The following is a 15651-nucleotide window of genomic DNA, read 5'->3' as shown; positions in this document are numbered from 1 at the left end:
GGCTAAGTTAAGCCTGAGAGTATGCAGGGCATAGAGAAATAGGTCAATAAAATTAAACGTAACGGGCGATTTAACGTATTTTATCAAACATTATTTTAGACAATTAGGATGGTGACCTCACCTATATTGCTCAAGCTGCGCTGCCTTGTACGCGCTTTATATTATTGTCTAGTCGCTGCTAGAATTATATGTTAAGTTATTACAGCTGTACTCTATATTTTATAGTGATATAAATTGTATTGCTTTAAATATAAAACTGATTGGTAGTCTAGTGTTTGCTTGAATAAGCAAAACCTATAATGAATCAAATGTAAATAATAAAAATGAGACGTGCAAGGAGATAAGTATGAGTCAATCAAAGGTGTATGACAGCGCAGAAGCGGCGCTGAGTGGTGTTGTGCGTGACGGACAAACGCTGGCGATCGGTGGTTTTGGTCTATGCGGTATTCCTGAAGCGTTAATCGAAGCATTGCGGGATAGTGGTGTTGAAGATTTGACATGCATCAGTAATAACGCTGGTGTCGATGACTTTGGCTTGGGATTGTTATTACAGACGCGCCAAATTAAAAAAATGATCTCATCTTATGTGGGTGAAAATAAAGAGTTTGAGCGCCAGTACTTGGCAGGCGAGTTGGAAGTTGAGCTGACTCCGCAAGGGACATTGGCAGAAAAACTGCGTTCAGGTGGTGCAGGTATTCCGGCATTTTATACCGCAACCGGCGTTGGCACCTTAGTTGCTGAAGGTAAAGAAACCCGCGAATTTGACGGTCGTACTTATGTGCTTGAGCGTTCATTACGCGCTGATGTGTCTCTAATCAAAGCGCAGAAAGCCGATAAGGCAGGCAACTTAATCTTTAATAAAACCGCTCGTAATTTTAACCCGGACTGTGCGATGGCGGGCAAAATTACCATTGTTGAAGTTGAAGAGATCGTAGAAACAGGGACCTTAAATCCTGATGAGATTCATCTGCCGGGTATTTTTGTGCAGCGTATCGTATTGAATAGCAGCCCTGAAAAGCGTATCGAAAAGACGACAACTAAAGTGGTCGAAGGCGCTTAGTCATTGCGATTACAGCATAATTAATAAATTATTAAATTTATAGTAATAGAATATCGTAAAAATTAAGGAAGCTACCATGGCATGGACAAGAGAGCAGATGGCACAGCGTGCCGCACAAGAGTTACAAGACGGTTATTATGTTAACTTAGGCATCGGTCTACCGACACTCGTTGCAAACTATATCCCTAAAGATGTCGATGTCTGGCTACAGTCAGAAAACGGCTTATTAGGTATTGGCGAGTTTCCTACTGCAGAAAACGTCGATGCAGATTTGATCAATGCAGGTAAACAAACGGTCACTGCCGAATCAGGTGCGAGTTATTTTAGTAGCTCAGAGTCGTTTGCGATGATTCGTGGCGGTCATGTCAACCTTGCAATATTGGGCGCGATGGAAGTCTCAGAGCAAGGCGATTTGGCAAACTGGATGATTCCCAAAAAAATGGTCAAAGGCATGGGCGGCGCGATGGATTTGGTCGCAGGCGTACAGCGTGTGATTGTGCTCATGGAGCAAGTTAATAAACACGGCGAGCCAAAAATTCTTGCCAATTGCGAGTTGCCACTGACAGGGAAAGGCGTGGTTGATCGTATTATCACAGAGCTTGCTGTACTTGATGTGACTGATAATGGCCTAAAATTGGTTGAACTGGCAGATGGTGTTAGCTTCGATGAGCTACAAGAAAAAACACCAGTGAGCATTGCTCAGTAGCTTTGATAAACCACTCAATAGTTCAAATACTGATTAGTAAATTGTTTAATAGCCACTATATTTTAGTGGCTTATTTATAGGCTTCATTCATTACTACACACCATCACCTATTATTAAGGACAATATATGGCGACCCAATTACAACAGGATTTGACGGGCAAAGTAGCATTGGTCACAGGCGCTGCCAGCGGTATCGGACGTGATATTGCCGAAACTTATGCCAAGGCGGGCGCTGCGGTCGGTATTGCTGATATTAATATTGAAGCGGCTCAGAAAACCGTTGATGCTATTGAAGCAGCAGGTGGGCGTGCCGTTGCAATTGCGATGGATGTAACGTCTGAAACTGCTGTTAATGGCGGTATTCAGAAACTGGTCGATACCTTTGGCGGTATTGATATTCTGGTATCTAACGCCGGTATCCAAATCATTGACCCTATCCATAAAATGGCGTTTGAAGATTGGAAAAAAATGCTCGCTATTCACTTAGATGGTGCGTTTTTGACCACCAAAGCTGCTATACAGCATATGTATAAAGACGACAAAGGTGGTACAGTGATTTATATGGGCTCTGTACATTCGCATGAAGCCTCATTATTTAAGGCACCTTACGTCACCGCCAAACATGGTTTACTTGGTCTATGTCGCGTATTGGCAAAAGAGGGCGCTGCCCATAATGTACGCTCGCATGTGATATGCCCAGGGTTTGTCAAAACGCCTTTAGTCGAAAAACAAATCCCTCAGCAAGCGGCTGAAAAAGGCATCAGCGAAGAGTCAGTAGTGAACGATATTATGCTCGTTAATACGGTTGATAAAGAATTTACTACGGTTGATGATATTGCTCAACTGGCTTTATTTTTGGCTGCATTTCCAAGCAATGTCTTTACCGGACAGTCGATTGTCGCAAGCCACGGCTGGTTTATGAATTAAGAAATTGCTTGGTTTGTCAGCTTAACTGTATGAGCTTGTTAGAAAAGACCAATCGACTAGGATTTAGCTTCATATTGACCAGAGCCAATGATATTGGCTCTTTTTTATGAGCACTCGCTGGACTATCTTGGGCGCAGGGATAAAGTGATGAATAATAAAGACATATCAGTAAAGTTAAGCGATACTATTGAAAGACAGGATTTTAAGCGCGCGATTGATGCGGTGCAGACGTTATGTCCTATTGATAATGCCGATATCACAGCGCTGATTAAGCCCGAAATTGCTTGGTAATTATTACAACAGTTACCCAATCGCTCGACGATATTTACGTATCTAGATACCGATATTCAGGGAACGCTTGCTTCGGTATTCCTTTGTGCTGTGTTCGCGGTGATTCCATAGTGTCGATGGTATTGGTATTGGTATTGGTATTGGTAATGAGTATGATGTCTGTGGTGATGATAAGCTGCGAGCTTGCCTTTTGTATTGAAAAAACTCAACCTTGTCTCGTGTCATAAAGTAATTCATCTATGTTATTTGATATCGATGATACCGTAGGATCAAAGCTGTACGCAAAATGCTGTCTTACTGGCATCATGGTTTTTTTATACTTGCAATTGAGCTACACTGACACGATAAAAGGTTTGGCTAAAAAGCTTATGGCTTCTATCGTTAATTATTCTCGTTATAGTATTAATAATACTTTTTAGCATACCAACCCACTTGTATAGGCAGTCACGGTCGCTATGTTTAATTTTATGAAGAAAAAACCCACCGCACAAAAGGAAACTCCAGAGCAGAAAGCTGCGCTTGATAGCGCTGTTGATAAAGTATTGCTGGGTTATCATGTTAGGGATAGCAGTATTGCTACGATGGTCACTGGGCTTGAGCGTAATGGCGGTGAGCTGACATTAGAGTTGCGTCTGCCACATGAAAGCGATCCTGAGGCCATTCAGCAAGCGCTTGGGCAGTTATTACAGCCGCATGGTATTCAAAGCATTCATATGAATGTTCGGATACCAGCGCCAATGAAAGGTGAAGGCTCAAGTTTGCCAAAAGCAATGCCAAAAACCACCAATGCGATGGATAGTCATAGTAAACCTGTTGCCAAGAGCGATGATAGTACGGTAAATGCTGAACCACCTATCACTAAGCAAGCTCCTACCCAAGCGTCGTTGTCCGCTCATCCGCGTATTCGTCATATCATTGTCGTTGCCTCTGGTAAGGGCGGCGTGGGAAAATCAACCACTACTGTCAATATCGCTTTGGCATTACAAAAGCTCGGCAACCGTGTTGGCGTATTAGATGCTGATATTTATGGACCCAGTATGCCAGCGATGCTAGGTGTGAATAGTGTCAGACCTGAGCTTGAAAATGAGCAGTTTGTGCCAATCAATGCGCATGGACTAGCGATGTTATCGATTGGCAGCTTGCTTGATGGTGATAATACGCCTATCGCATGGCGCGGTCCAAAAGCGACCGGCGCGTTGATGCAACTATATAATCAAACCAATTGGCCACAGTTAGATTACTTAGTCATTGATATGCCACCAGGCACCGGTGATATTCAGCTTACCCTTGCTCAGCGTATTCCGGTGACAGGCGCTGTCATTGTGACGACGCCGCAGCATATTGCCTTACTTGATGCGCAAAAAGGCATTGAGATGTTTAACAAAACCAATATTCCAGTGCTTGGCGTGGTTGAAAATATGGCGCTGCACACTTGTAGTAACTGCAATCATACTGAAGCTATCTTTGGTACGGGCGGCGGCGAAAAGATCGCTGAGCAATATCAAGTGCCGCTATTAGGACAGCTTCCACTGGCAAGCGCTATCCGTGCACAGGTAGATAAAGGTGAGCCAAGCGTATTGGTAGATGATGAGTTCGCGTCTTACTATCTGAGTATTGCCAAAAATATTGAAACCAATATTAATAAGTTTGCCAAACCGGTTAATGATAAGCGTATTTTTTAATAGTAGTTCTTAGTAATAGTTGAACAGCTTAAGTAGAAAATCTTTAAAGAACTTATATTTTTAAAAAGGAAATATTGTGAGCTTATCTATTTATCAAAATCATTTAGATGATATGCCTAAACAGTATAAGCTTCTAAAATTATTCTGCCCGCCAATATATGTCATTGAACTTTCTAACAATCAGGTGATCGCTGTTTGTTACTATAAAGATGGTAGTAGCAAACGGCATCAGATTAATGCGGACTTCAGTAATCGCCGGATGGTGATTGCTGATTTTTTTAAAGCAGTACAAGCGCTAGCTACTCTACTACTTAAATTTCCTAAGCATTCGTTTGGAGTAAGTGCCTTTGCAGTAGTCAATGTCACTGAAGAATTGACAGACAGATTGACGATGATAGAGATAAAAGCGATTAGAGAAGCAATTTGGGCAGCTTCAGGACAGGCAAAAAGAAGAATTATAAGTACTAAAGTCAGCTACCAAGGCCAGGTAGTCTCACAATAGATTTTGGCTAGGATGCCGCCATTATGACTCAAAACAATCATCATCAACCTTTTGCTGATATCTCTAATAAATTGAAACCAGCGGTGCTCGACCAACTAATCCAAAACGGACAGCCTCATTCTGGTATTTTTGCCCAAGTTAAAAACATCAATTATTTAGATTATCACAGCCACCTTATCTCACAAAAACCTTTGCCCAATTGGCGTAAAGATTTAAAAGCCAACCAATTCTGCTTTATTCAAATCATTCAACCACCTTATCGAGTCTGCTTGGCACTGGCGACTATTAAGCTTGCGACGAGTGCTTTTGTTTATCTTTATAATGATGAAACAAACGAGATAGAGGTGTGTGAGGCCTTGCAGCCTTTGACGCTTGATACGCGTTTAGAGGGTAGTTGCTATCAAGGGCAGATGGCATTTAGACATAAAAAGCTGACATTGACGTTAGATTTTACCCCGTCACAGGTCAACGTTGTGTTAGACAGTCAGTATTTGGCGATTGAAGCAACGTTACAGCGGCAGTCGCAGGCATTGGCGGTCTGCACACCGACTGGCAGGCGTGGCTGGACTTTTACGCAAAAAGAGCCGCTTACCAAAATCGTAGGTCACTTAGCTATTAAGTCCAATTCAACGTTTAATAATGGACAACAAGCTCAGCAAATATCATTCAATGATGACACTATTGCCAATCTCGATTGGACACTTGGATATATGCGTCATGAGACCAATTGGTTTTGGACTTGTATCAATAGCTATTTGCCAGATGGTCGTCATTTCACATTGAACTTATCGATGGGTGTTAATGAAACGGGCGCTAGTGAAAATGCGTGCTGGCTAGATGGGCAGATATGTTATTTACCGCCTGTTATGTTTCTTCGTGATGCTCTAAATTTGCCACCCAATCAGCAAGACAACGTTGCTAATAGGTTAGATGACACACCGCAGCCTTGGCATATCTATCATCAAAACCTTGGCTGGAGCAATGTTGATATTGATTTAACCTTTACCCCTATGACGGTTTATAAGAAGACCGATAACTTTGGTATCGTTGCCAGTATTTTTGAGCAATGGCTTGGTTTTTATAATGGTAAGATTCGAATCAAACAAGAGGTGATTAAGCTTGATAATGTGATGGGACTGGCAGAAGATCATTATGCAAAATGGTAGACGATTATCATTTTGACTAGAGATTTATTTTAAACGTAGCCAAGCCTATAAATTGAGCGCTCAATTCCGTATAATCGTCGCTATCAAAATACCATTCATATTATAAGTTTTATTTTATATCTGCTAAGGAATAACAATGTCTATCAAGTCTGACCGCTGGATTCGTAAAATGGCTCAAGAACATGGCATGATTGAGCCGTTTGAAGCCGGTCAAGTACGTTTTAATGATGCCGGTGAGCGTTTGGTCAGTTACGGTACCTCAAGCTATGGTTATGATGTACGCTGCGCGCCTGAATTTAAGGTTTTCACCAACGTACATTCAGTAATTGTGGACCCTAAAAACTTTGACGAAAAAAGCTTTATTGATGTCATCGGTGACGAGTGTATTATTCCGCCTAATTCTTTTGCATTGGCTCGTACGATGGAATATTTCCGTATTCCACGCGATGTATTGACTATTTGCCTTGGTAAATCAACCTATGCCCGCTGCGGTATCATTGTCAATGTCACGCCACTTGAGCCTGAGTGGGAAGGTCATGTGACTTTAGAGTTTAGTAATACTACCAATCTTCCTGCGCGTATTTATGCCGGCGAAGGCGTTGCGCAAATGCTATTTTTCCAAAGTGATGCTGATGATGTCTGTGAGACGAGTTATAAAGATCGCGGTGGTAAATACCAAGGACAGCGCGGTGTGACCTTACCAAGAACCTAATCGTTTAAGGTCATCATCACTTTTGGGCTGACAATAAAAAAAGCTGAACATATTTAATATGCTCAGCTTTTTTATGCGATATATTTTGTTATTTTAATACTTTTAAACCGGCTTTATTATCACGTTTGGGCTTAGGAGCTGCTACGTTTGTTTTAGAGCTACTACTCGCAACGGCATCGTCTTCAGGCACATAATTGTCATATTCATTGGGATCGAAAAACATCCCTTGAGAGTTCTCTTTTGCATAAATACCCAGCACTGCTGTGAGCGGTACCCAGATCTCTTGTGATACACCGCCAAATCGCGCACTAAAGTGGATATAGTCATTTTCCATACTCATATTACCAGTGGCACGGCTAGCAATATTGAGCACGATACGACCATCTTGCACATGCTCTTTTGGAATTTGAACATTATCGGCGGTTGCATCGACCATCAGATACGGCGTAAGCGCATTGTCTTCTATCCATTGGTATAAGGCACGTATCATATAAGGACGTGTTGGAGTAATAGATGTGGTTTCTTCGCTCATCTTTGGCTTCCTATATTGACGGTATTAAGTAAGGGTTAAAAGGTATCAGCGGCAAAAGATTATTTGCAGAAATTCATTTGCGCTTCATTATTTGTTATTTTAAGGCAGCATTTGACTGTTGTCTAATTAACGCACGCTTTTTTGAAAGCTATCTCGCTCAAAGACCCGTTTTTGATAGTCAAACAGAGGACGACTGATAGCGCGTGGTAGCTCAATGTCCATCTCTTCCAATCGCCACAATAAAGGGGCTAGAAGCACATCACACCAGCCAAACTCATCTGCCATAAAGTAAGACTTGTGCGCAAATAATGGTGATATAGTGATGAGCGAATCGCTCAGCTGTTTTCTAGCCATAACCGCTTGGGCTTTATTAAAGCTGTCTGGATGCATAAGCAATCGCTTACCGAGTGAGAGCCAATCGCGCTGAATACGCCATGCTAACTGGCGAAATTGTGCCCGCTCTTGTGGCGTCTCAGGCAAGAGCTTATTGGCATGATAACGCTCTTCAAGGTACTCAAAGATAACGTTAATCTCATAAAGCGCAATCTCACGCTGCTGTAGGACAGGTAAAGTATGATAAGGGTTCAGCTCGGTTAAATCCTCAGGACGCTCAGAATGCAAACGTGATAAATAATAAGCGAGCTTCTTTTCTTCAAGCAATAGGCGCACCACATGACTGTCGTAGCCGTCATCAGCGTATAAAATTAGCTGACTACTTGGAATGTCATTCGCATCAATCATGAAAGCCTAATGTTAATAGTAAAGCCTGCCATCGTAAACAATGTTGCTGTGTTTATCAAGGTAGCGTACGTAAACACTGTCGCTTAAGAATTTGGCGCTTAGCTTGCTTTTGCGGCTGATTTATAAATATTTAAAGCATAAAAAAGCACTACCGAAGTAATGCTTTTTTTATACCAATATCTTGCTCGATTATCAATATCGCTTACTTGATATCTTTCCAGAATTCTTTATTGAGCAAGTAAACTGGAATTAATAAGACAAGTAAGAATAAAATCACAAAGAAACCAATCACTTTACGGTCATGACGAACAGGTTCTGCCATCCATGCCATAAAGTTAACCAAGTCACCTACTTCAGATTCGAACTCTTCCTGACTCAGCTCTTCTTGCATGTTATGCAAAACGTGAGGCATTGCCGCATTTGCGAGGACTAAGTTATTAGCACCCCAAGGACGGCTTGGATCTTCGTAAAAAGACAATAGGTAAGTGTAAACCCAATCATCGCCGCGCAGTCTGGTTTCAAGCGACAAATCTGGAGGAGCCGCGCCAAACCATGAGGCCTGAACCTCAGGGTCAATCTCAGCATCGATATGATCACCGATCTGATCGGTCGTCACCATCAAATACTTTTCAACCAACTCAGGTGGTATCACTAAGTCTTTAGCGATGCGTGAGTGACGAACGTACTTGGCTGAGTGACACCCAGCACAGTAGTTCATAAACGTCTTAGCACCGTTTTGTAGTGAGCCCTTATTGGTAAAATCAATGGGCGCTGTACTACAAGCCAAATGCTCTACAATACCCTCAGCATTGGTAAACGTACCGCAGCCACTACCTGCTGCTAGAGCGTTACCAGCAGTCAAAGTTAATGCCGCGCCTAAGCCCAAACCTGCTAGGGATTTAATTAGCGTGCTCATTAGTGACCTCCGGTAACGCGTTCTGGTGGCTGTTTACACTTCTCAATGGCAGTGTAAAACGGCATCAATAAGAAGAACAAGAAATACAATATGGTAAAGATACGAGCCATTATAGTTGCTGTTGGGGTGGTAGGCGTCGCACCTAAATAACCCAATACTAAGAAACTAATAGCAAACACGGTTAAAGCGATTTTAGATAAAATACCTTTATAACGTATCGAGCGTACTGGCGATCTATCAAGCCAAGGTATTAAGAACAATACGGCAATAGCAGCACCCATCGCAATAACACCACCAAGCTTATCAGGAACGGCACGTAAGATGGCATAGAAAGGCGTGTAGTACCATACCGGTGCAATATGCGCTGGTGTTTTCAGTGAGTTGGCAGTTTCAAAGTTTGGTGGCTCAAGGAAGAAGCCGCCGCCTTCTGGGAAGAAGAATACCACAGCAAAGAATAAGATAAAGAAGACAACAATACCAACCATATCGTGTACGGTGTAGTATGGATGGAATTCAATACCATCTAATGGCACGCCGTTTTTATCTTTTAGCTTCTTAATGTCAATACCATCAGGGTTGTTTGAACCCACATGATGCAGAGCCACTAAATGCATAAAGACTAAGCCGACAAGTACAAGCGGAATCGCCACAACGTGTAGAGCAAAGAAGCGGTTTAGGGTGATACCTGAAATAATATAATCACCACGAACCCACTCAGCAAGACCATCGCCAATCACAGGCAGAGCCGCAGGTAGGTTTAGAATAACCTGAGCACCCCAGAATGACATGTTGCCCCAAGGAAGTAGGTAACCGAAGAAACCTTCTGCCATCAATGCTAAGTAAATACCCATACCGATAAGCCAAATCAGCTCACGCGGTTTTTGGTATGAACCATATAGCAAGGCTCTGAACATATGCAGATATACCACTACGAAGAACGCTGACGCGCCAGTCGAGTGCATATAACGGATGAGCCAACCGCCCTTAACATCACGCATGATATATTCAACAGACGCAAATGCCCCTTCGGCACTTGGGTTATACATCATCGTCAGCCAAATACCAGTGACTAACTGATTGACCAGTACCACCATTGATAACACGCCAAAGAAGTACCAAAAGTTAAAGTTCTTTGGTGCATAGTACTTTGACATATGATATTCATAGGTTTCAGTCGCAGGAAAACGCGCGTCAACCCAATGCATTAACTTTTTACCCATGCTCATATTAAGCCTCCCCAATCGTCAAGATGGTACCATCCATGTTGTACTCTGGGATAGGTAAGTTAAGCGGTGCAGGTACGCCACTATAAACGCGACCCGCTAAATCGTATTTAGAGCCATGACATGGGCAGAAAAACCCGCCATACCAGTCATTACCACCTAAATCGGCTGCGCCAACATCGGGACGGTAGTTTGGTGCACAACCTAAATGTGTACAGACGCCTTCTACCACCAATACTTCTGGTGAGATAGAGCGTTCAGGATTTTTACAGTACTCAGGTTGCAAAGAGGCACTAGAATCAGGGTCAGACAATAATGGCTTTACTGACTCAAGCAGGGTGAGCATCTCTTCAGTGCGCTTAACCACAAAGATGGGTTTGCCACGATATTTGACAACAATCATTTGTCCTGCTTCGATAGAACCAATATCTTGGGTCACTGCTGCACCAGCAGCTTCAGCTTTAGCACTTGGGGTCCAAGAGCGAACAAAAGGTGTTGCCACAGCAGCTACCCCAGCTGCACCAATTACGGCAGTCGAGGCAATCAGAACTCTACGGCGTTGTACGTTAACGCCTTCGGCATGGCTCATTAATACTTCCTCCAGGTGAATGAAATGGGATTATCCCACACTGGGTTTGTGACTTAGAATAGAAACAATTATCAAGCCACGTTAGCTGTGCCTAATTTTGCTAATTGTTGCTATTCTAAGCTATTTTGGTCATAAAATAAATTATTGTGTTAAAAATAAAGCAACCTTAATAGGGCACGCTTTAGCGTTAAACAAAGTGATCAAGACATAACACCTTAATTATCAATGTTTAATAGCAGCTTTATATCAACAAAAATGTTATGGATAATGACCTTATAAATGATAAGGGTATTCGGCAATAGCGAATGATACTTGAAATTACGACAATGTTCACTAACTTTCAGCACATCACTACTTTGTAAGTCGCTGTGACGCTATTATCACCACTTTATATTATAAAATGATGATAATTACGTGCATAATGACTTAGATTAGCTCTCAAGCGTATTCCAGCGTTCAAGCTTAATCATCATCTCATCTTCAATAGCAAGCAGTCGCTCACTAGCAGCTGTTGCCGCATCAAAATCTTGATTAAACCAAGTACCGTCGGCTAGCTTTTCTTCTAGCTGCATTTGTTCCGCTTCTAAAGCAGCGATCTCTTTTGGTAACGCATCAAGCTCACGCTGGTCATTAAAGTTAAGCTTTTTAGCAGCAGTATTAGGTTTCGCTACTGCCGCTGATTTATTAACAGATTTGCTGTTGGCAGTAGTATTACTATTAGAAGATTTAGCTGCTTTAGAAGCTTCTTCGCGATTCTTTTGTACCAAATACTCTTGATAGCCGCCGACATACTCGCTGACCGTCCCTTTACCATCTTCATCAGTATCAAATACCCAAGTAGAAGTGACGACATTGTCCATAAATGAGCGATCATGGCTAATGAGCAAAATCGTACCACCAAAGCTGGCGACTGATTCTTCTAGTAGCTCAAGTGTCGCCATATCCAAGTCGTTGGTTGGCTCATCGAGTACGAGGATATTTGCAGGTTTTAATAATTGCTTAGCTAGTAGCACGCGGTTACGCTCACCACCTGATAATGCTTTGACGGGCGTACGGGCACGTTCAGGAGCAAATAGGAAGTCTTGTAGATAGCTCATAATGTGCGTCTTACGACCGCCGACTTCGACGAAGTCAGAGCCTTCTGAGACATTTTGCGCCACACTGGCTTCCAAATCTAACTGATCACGCAGCTGATCAAAGAAAGCAATTTTTAAATTAGTACCTAATTCAACGCTGCCTGTTTTGATCACATCATCGTCTGACATATCGAGTAGGGCTTTAATAAGCGTGGTTTTACCTGCGCCATTCGGACCGACGATACCGATTTTGTCACCGCGCATGATGGTCGTACTAAAATTGTCGACCAATACATGGTCATCATATTGTAGATGTAGGTTTTTAACCTTGCAGACCAGCTTGCCGCTTTTCTCGCCTTGACCCATGGTAATATTGACATTACCGACTTGCTCACGGCGGTCGCTACGCTCTTCACGCAACGCTTTTAGCTCACGGACACGACCTTCGTTACGGGTACGGCGTGCTTTGATACCTTGGCGAATCCAAACTTCTTCTTGTGCCAATTTTTTATCAAAGTTGGCATTATTCTTCTCTTCAGCTAGTAATTGTAGCTCTTTTAATTCTTGGTAGCGTGCATAGCCACCTTCACCTTGAGTGACGTCATAGCTGGTCAATTGACCACGGTCAAGCTCAATGATACGAGTCGATAATTTATTCACGAATGCTCTATCATGGGTGACGAATAACAATGTCAAACCTTGCCAATCTAATAAAAAGCGCTCAAGCCACTCAATGCTATCAACGTCTAAATGGTTGGTCGGTTCATCAAGGAGTAGCACATCAGGCTTAGTCACTAACGATCGTGCTAATAAAACACGGCGCTTACGACCACCAGATAGTGACGATAAGTCATCGTCTGGATCGAGACCCATTGTCGTGATAAGACGTGTTGCTTCGCGCTCTAAATCCCAACCATGTACCGCATCGATATCATGCTGCAAATCTGCCATACGCTCGCAAGCGTCCATATCGCCATTGGCACATAAATCAGTTTGCGCATTATAGTTAATCAGCAGCTCGGCAGTGCGTTTGCTGCCACCCATAACGATATCTAAAATTCTACCGCTGGTTTCAGGTACATCCTGCTCGAGCATAGCGACGCGTACACTATTATTAATAATAACTTCGCCGCTATCAGGCAACAATGTGCCATTGATCAGTTTAAATAAGGTGGATTTGCCTTCGCCATTGCGGCCAATTAAACACACACGCTCGCCTGAATCGATAGCAAAGTCAATACCATCAAGGACAGGAGCGACGCCAAAGGCTAAGTGAATATCTTTTAAATGTATCAGTGCCATAGAGTATCTTAAGCTTATATAATAGTGAGGTAGGGGTTGTTGCAAAATTTGCAGCAGTATAACATGCTGCCACGTAACTGTAGCGTGCGTAAATGGATTTATCAGCACGATTTTATGACGATTAATTTATCAAGCAATGTAGAACATCTTATCAAGGCGTTAGCCATCGTTAGCCATAGCATCTAGTATTGAGAAAAATATGAATGAAGCAAATCCAAAAAATAACAGTGTATCCAAGCTTCAAATCGACAGCTTAGCCACACAAGCTGATTTACAATTACAGTTAGTTGAACTGCAGATGAATATGTCTCATCTTGAGCTGACCGTAGAACGCCTTGACGACGTCATTACTCGTCAAGACAAACATATCCAAACGCTACAACGACAATTACAATTTATTTATAAACAAGTTGAAAGCCAAGATGAAGAAGGAGGCATAGCACCTTTTGACGTCATGGCAGATAGACCACCACATTACTAAACAAAATATCGCCATGCTTAACTAGCAAATAAATCAAATTCTGTTAATTAGATTTATATGTGGATTTTTAAATAAAGACACTATCCAGTCATATTGAAGAAATAATGTTGTTTTAGTGTAAGAAAAACATTAGTATCTTTCCCCTTATATACCGTCTACCTAACAAAGTTCGGGCTAGCGGTAAACAATGTGGATGTTTGGAGATACACAATGGGCGCAAATTTTAATCTTAAAACCCTTACAGTAGCTATCGCTGCTCTTTCTGTTGCTAGTGTCGCGAGTGCGGCGGGTCTTGATCGTTCAGGTCAAGATATCACGGCATTCTTACAAGATGGCGTATATGCTGAAGCGGTTTATACTTATCTAGATGCTGATGTTAGTGGTTATGATAAATCAAAGCCTGAACCAAAAGTGATCGGTGATATCGCTGAGTCTTATGACTTTTTCCGTTACGGTGTAAAAGCGGACATCAACGACATGTTTAGCGTTGGTGTTTTATATGACGAGCCTTTTGGTGCTGCTGCTGATTATAGTGGTGACAATAATTTTGTAGATCAGAATCCTCTTTCACCTAGAAATGGTGAAGGTACCAACGTAGAAGTACGTACTGAAAATATCACTGGTATTCTTGGTGCAAAACTTGGTGAAAATAAAAACTTCCAAATATATGGTGGTCCAGTAGCTCAACGTGTAAAAGCGAATGTAAAATTGCGTGGTACTGCCTATGAGGTTGCAAATGGCTATACTACAAATATCAATGCTGATCAAGATTATGGTTGGATAGCAGGTGTTGCTTATAGTAAGCCTGAAATTGCTCTACAAGCTGCCCTAACGTATCGCTCAGAAATTGAACATAATGCGAATGCTTTTGAATCATATCCTTTAGCCCCTCGTGTTGGTGGTTCTATACCTCCAGTTGCTGGAGGTCCTTTTGTATTCCCGTCAACTAGAGATGGTGATATCGAAATTACCACACCTAAATCAGTAAATTTCGATTTCCAAACGGGTATTAATCCTACGATGCTAGCCACAGCAAAAGTGCGCTGGGTACCATGGAGTGACTTTGCTATTGTTCCTTCATTATATAATGAAGTTAGTACAGCCAATCCAGCATATCGTCCAGATGGCTTGTCGTTAGTCAGTTATGATAAAGATCAATGGTTAGTAGAGTTGGGCTTAGCCAAGCGTTTAACCCCAGCACTAGCAGTAACTGGTAATATTGGTTGGGATAGTGGTGCCGGTAATCCAGTATCCTCTCTAGGTCCTATTGATGGTTATTACAGTGCGGGTCTTGGTGCAAAGTATAACTTAACTGACAACTGGGCAATATCTGCTGGCGGTAAGTATCTATGGTTCGGTGATGCCAAAGGTCAGATACCGAGCAAAACTATTGTTAGTGACTTTGAAGACAACGATGGATTTGCCCTTGGTGTGAAACTGTCTTATCAAGCTAAGCAAAACTTTAACTAAAATATCATAAGTTAACTTGATATAAGTCTGATGTCATTATCTATAAAAAGCGATCCATAATGGGTCGCTTTTTCATATGTTAAAAAAATGTATTACCGTAATACTATTCTCTAATATTTTTACTGAACATTTGAAGTTATTAATTTACAGAACTTAAGTTTAGTAATATATAGATGGTTAAAATATTGATATTAATATAGATAAACTATTGTTTGCTTGATTTTATTGGTTATTAATACTCTTCAGTCATTCGCAAGAAATATATTATTTTAGCA

The 15651-nt window shown here is 41.9% G+C and carries 16 protein-coding genes; 10 read left to right on the top strand and 6 right to left on the bottom strand.

The window, feature by feature from the left end; all coding sequences use genetic code 11:
* Positions 1-346: 346 nt before the first annotated feature.
* From M0221_RS07825 to dcd, 8 genes are all read left to right on the top strand, one after another.
* On the top strand, positions 347-1060 hold the full coding sequence (locus M0221_RS07825; protein ID WP_483283476.1) for a CoA transferase subunit A: 714 nt from the start codon (positions 347-349) through the stop codon (positions 1058-1060).
* Positions 1061-1136: 76 nt separating this feature from the next.
* Positions 1137-1766 carry a CoA transferase subunit B gene (locus tag M0221_RS07820; protein WP_011513919.1) on the top strand — a complete coding sequence of 210 codons (630 nt, stop codon included), beginning with the start codon at positions 1137-1139 and terminating at the stop codon, positions 1764-1766.
* Positions 1767-1892: 126 nt separating this feature from the next.
* A complete protein-coding gene (locus M0221_RS07815; RefSeq protein WP_483283475.1) occupies positions 1893-2693 on the top strand; it encodes a 3-hydroxybutyrate dehydrogenase in 801 nt (266 codons plus the stop codon).
* A gap of 147 nt (positions 2694-2840) precedes the next feature.
* The gene (locus M0221_RS07810; protein ID WP_483283474.1) at positions 2841-2984 is read left to right on the top strand and encodes a hypothetical protein; all 144 of its coding nucleotides are present in this window, start codon (positions 2841-2843) and stop codon (positions 2982-2984) included.
* A 455-nt stretch (positions 2985-3439) separates the two neighbouring features.
* A complete protein-coding gene (gene apbC / locus M0221_RS07805; RefSeq protein WP_483283473.1) occupies positions 3440-4666 on the top strand; it encodes an iron-sulfur cluster carrier protein ApbC in 1227 nt (408 codons plus the stop codon).
* A gap of 76 nt (positions 4667-4742) precedes the next feature.
* Positions 4743-5168, top strand: coding sequence for a hypothetical protein (locus M0221_RS07800; protein ID WP_483283472.1), 426 nt, complete (start codon positions 4743-4745; stop codon positions 5166-5168).
* Between the two features lie 23 nt (positions 5169-5191).
* Entirely contained in the window at positions 5192-6334 is a 1143-nt protein-coding gene (locus tag M0221_RS07795) for a DUF2804 domain-containing protein (protein WP_483283471.1), read from the top strand.
* Between the two features lie 136 nt (positions 6335-6470).
* Positions 6471-7046 carry a dCTP deaminase gene (gene dcd, locus M0221_RS07790; protein ID WP_020443725.1) on the top strand — a complete coding sequence of 192 codons (576 nt, stop codon included), beginning with the start codon at positions 6471-6473 and terminating at the stop codon, positions 7044-7046.
* A gap of 88 nt (positions 7047-7134) precedes the next feature.
* On the opposite strand, the gene M0221_RS07785 is transcribed toward dcd, so the two are convergent.
* The 6 genes from M0221_RS07785 to M0221_RS07760 all read right to left on the bottom strand — a co-directional run bounded on the left by M0221_RS07785 (position 7135) and on the right by M0221_RS07760 (position 13425).
* Entirely contained in the window at positions 7135-7578 is a 444-nt protein-coding gene (locus tag M0221_RS07785; protein ID WP_181210060.1) for a ClpXP protease specificity-enhancing factor, read from the bottom strand.
* A gap of 126 nt (positions 7579-7704) precedes the next feature.
* Complete coding sequence (locus tag M0221_RS07780; protein WP_020443723.1) at positions 7705-8319, bottom strand: glutathione S-transferase N-terminal domain-containing protein; 615 nt, start codon at positions 8317-8319, stop codon at positions 7705-7707.
* Between the two features lie 202 nt (positions 8320-8521).
* The gene (locus M0221_RS07775; protein ID WP_483283470.1) at positions 8522-9235 is read right to left on the bottom strand and encodes a cytochrome c1; all 714 of its coding nucleotides are present in this window, start codon (positions 9233-9235) and stop codon (positions 8522-8524) included.
* Positions 9235-10440 carry a cytochrome b gene (locus M0221_RS07770; protein WP_011513910.1) on the bottom strand — a complete coding sequence of 402 codons (1206 nt, stop codon included), beginning with the start codon at positions 10438-10440 and terminating at the stop codon, positions 9235-9237. Before M0221_RS07770 ends, M0221_RS07775 begins: the two co-directional genes overlap by 1 nt.
* A 22-nt stretch (positions 10441-10462) precedes the next feature.
* Positions 10463-11047, bottom strand: a complete 585-nt coding sequence (gene petA, locus M0221_RS07765; RefSeq protein ID WP_011513909.1) for a ubiquinol-cytochrome c reductase iron-sulfur subunit — start codon at positions 11045-11047, stop codon at positions 10463-10465.
* Between the two features lie 431 nt (positions 11048-11478).
* On the bottom strand, positions 11479-13425 hold the full coding sequence (locus tag M0221_RS07760) for an ATP-binding cassette domain-containing protein (RefSeq protein ID WP_020443721.1): 1947 nt from the start codon (positions 13423-13425) through the stop codon (positions 11479-11481).
* Positions 13426-13624: 199 nt separating this feature from the next.
* Between M0221_RS07760 and M0221_RS07755 the strand changes: the two genes are divergently transcribed.
* Both M0221_RS07755 and M0221_RS07750 read left to right on the top strand, forming a co-directional pair.
* Positions 13625-13906 (top strand): SlyX family protein, encoded by a 282-nt coding sequence (locus M0221_RS07755; RefSeq protein WP_483283469.1) that lies wholly within the window; start codon positions 13625-13627, stop codon positions 13904-13906.
* Between the two features lie 210 nt (positions 13907-14116).
* Entirely contained in the window at positions 14117-15376 is a 1260-nt protein-coding gene (locus M0221_RS07750; RefSeq protein ID WP_483283468.1) for an OmpP1/FadL family transporter, read from the top strand.
* The last annotated feature ends 275 nt before the right edge of the window (positions 15377-15651 follow it).

Source organism: Psychrobacter sp. ANT206 (assembly GCF_056880555.1).
This window is presented reverse-complemented; position numbering and strand designations above follow the sequence as displayed.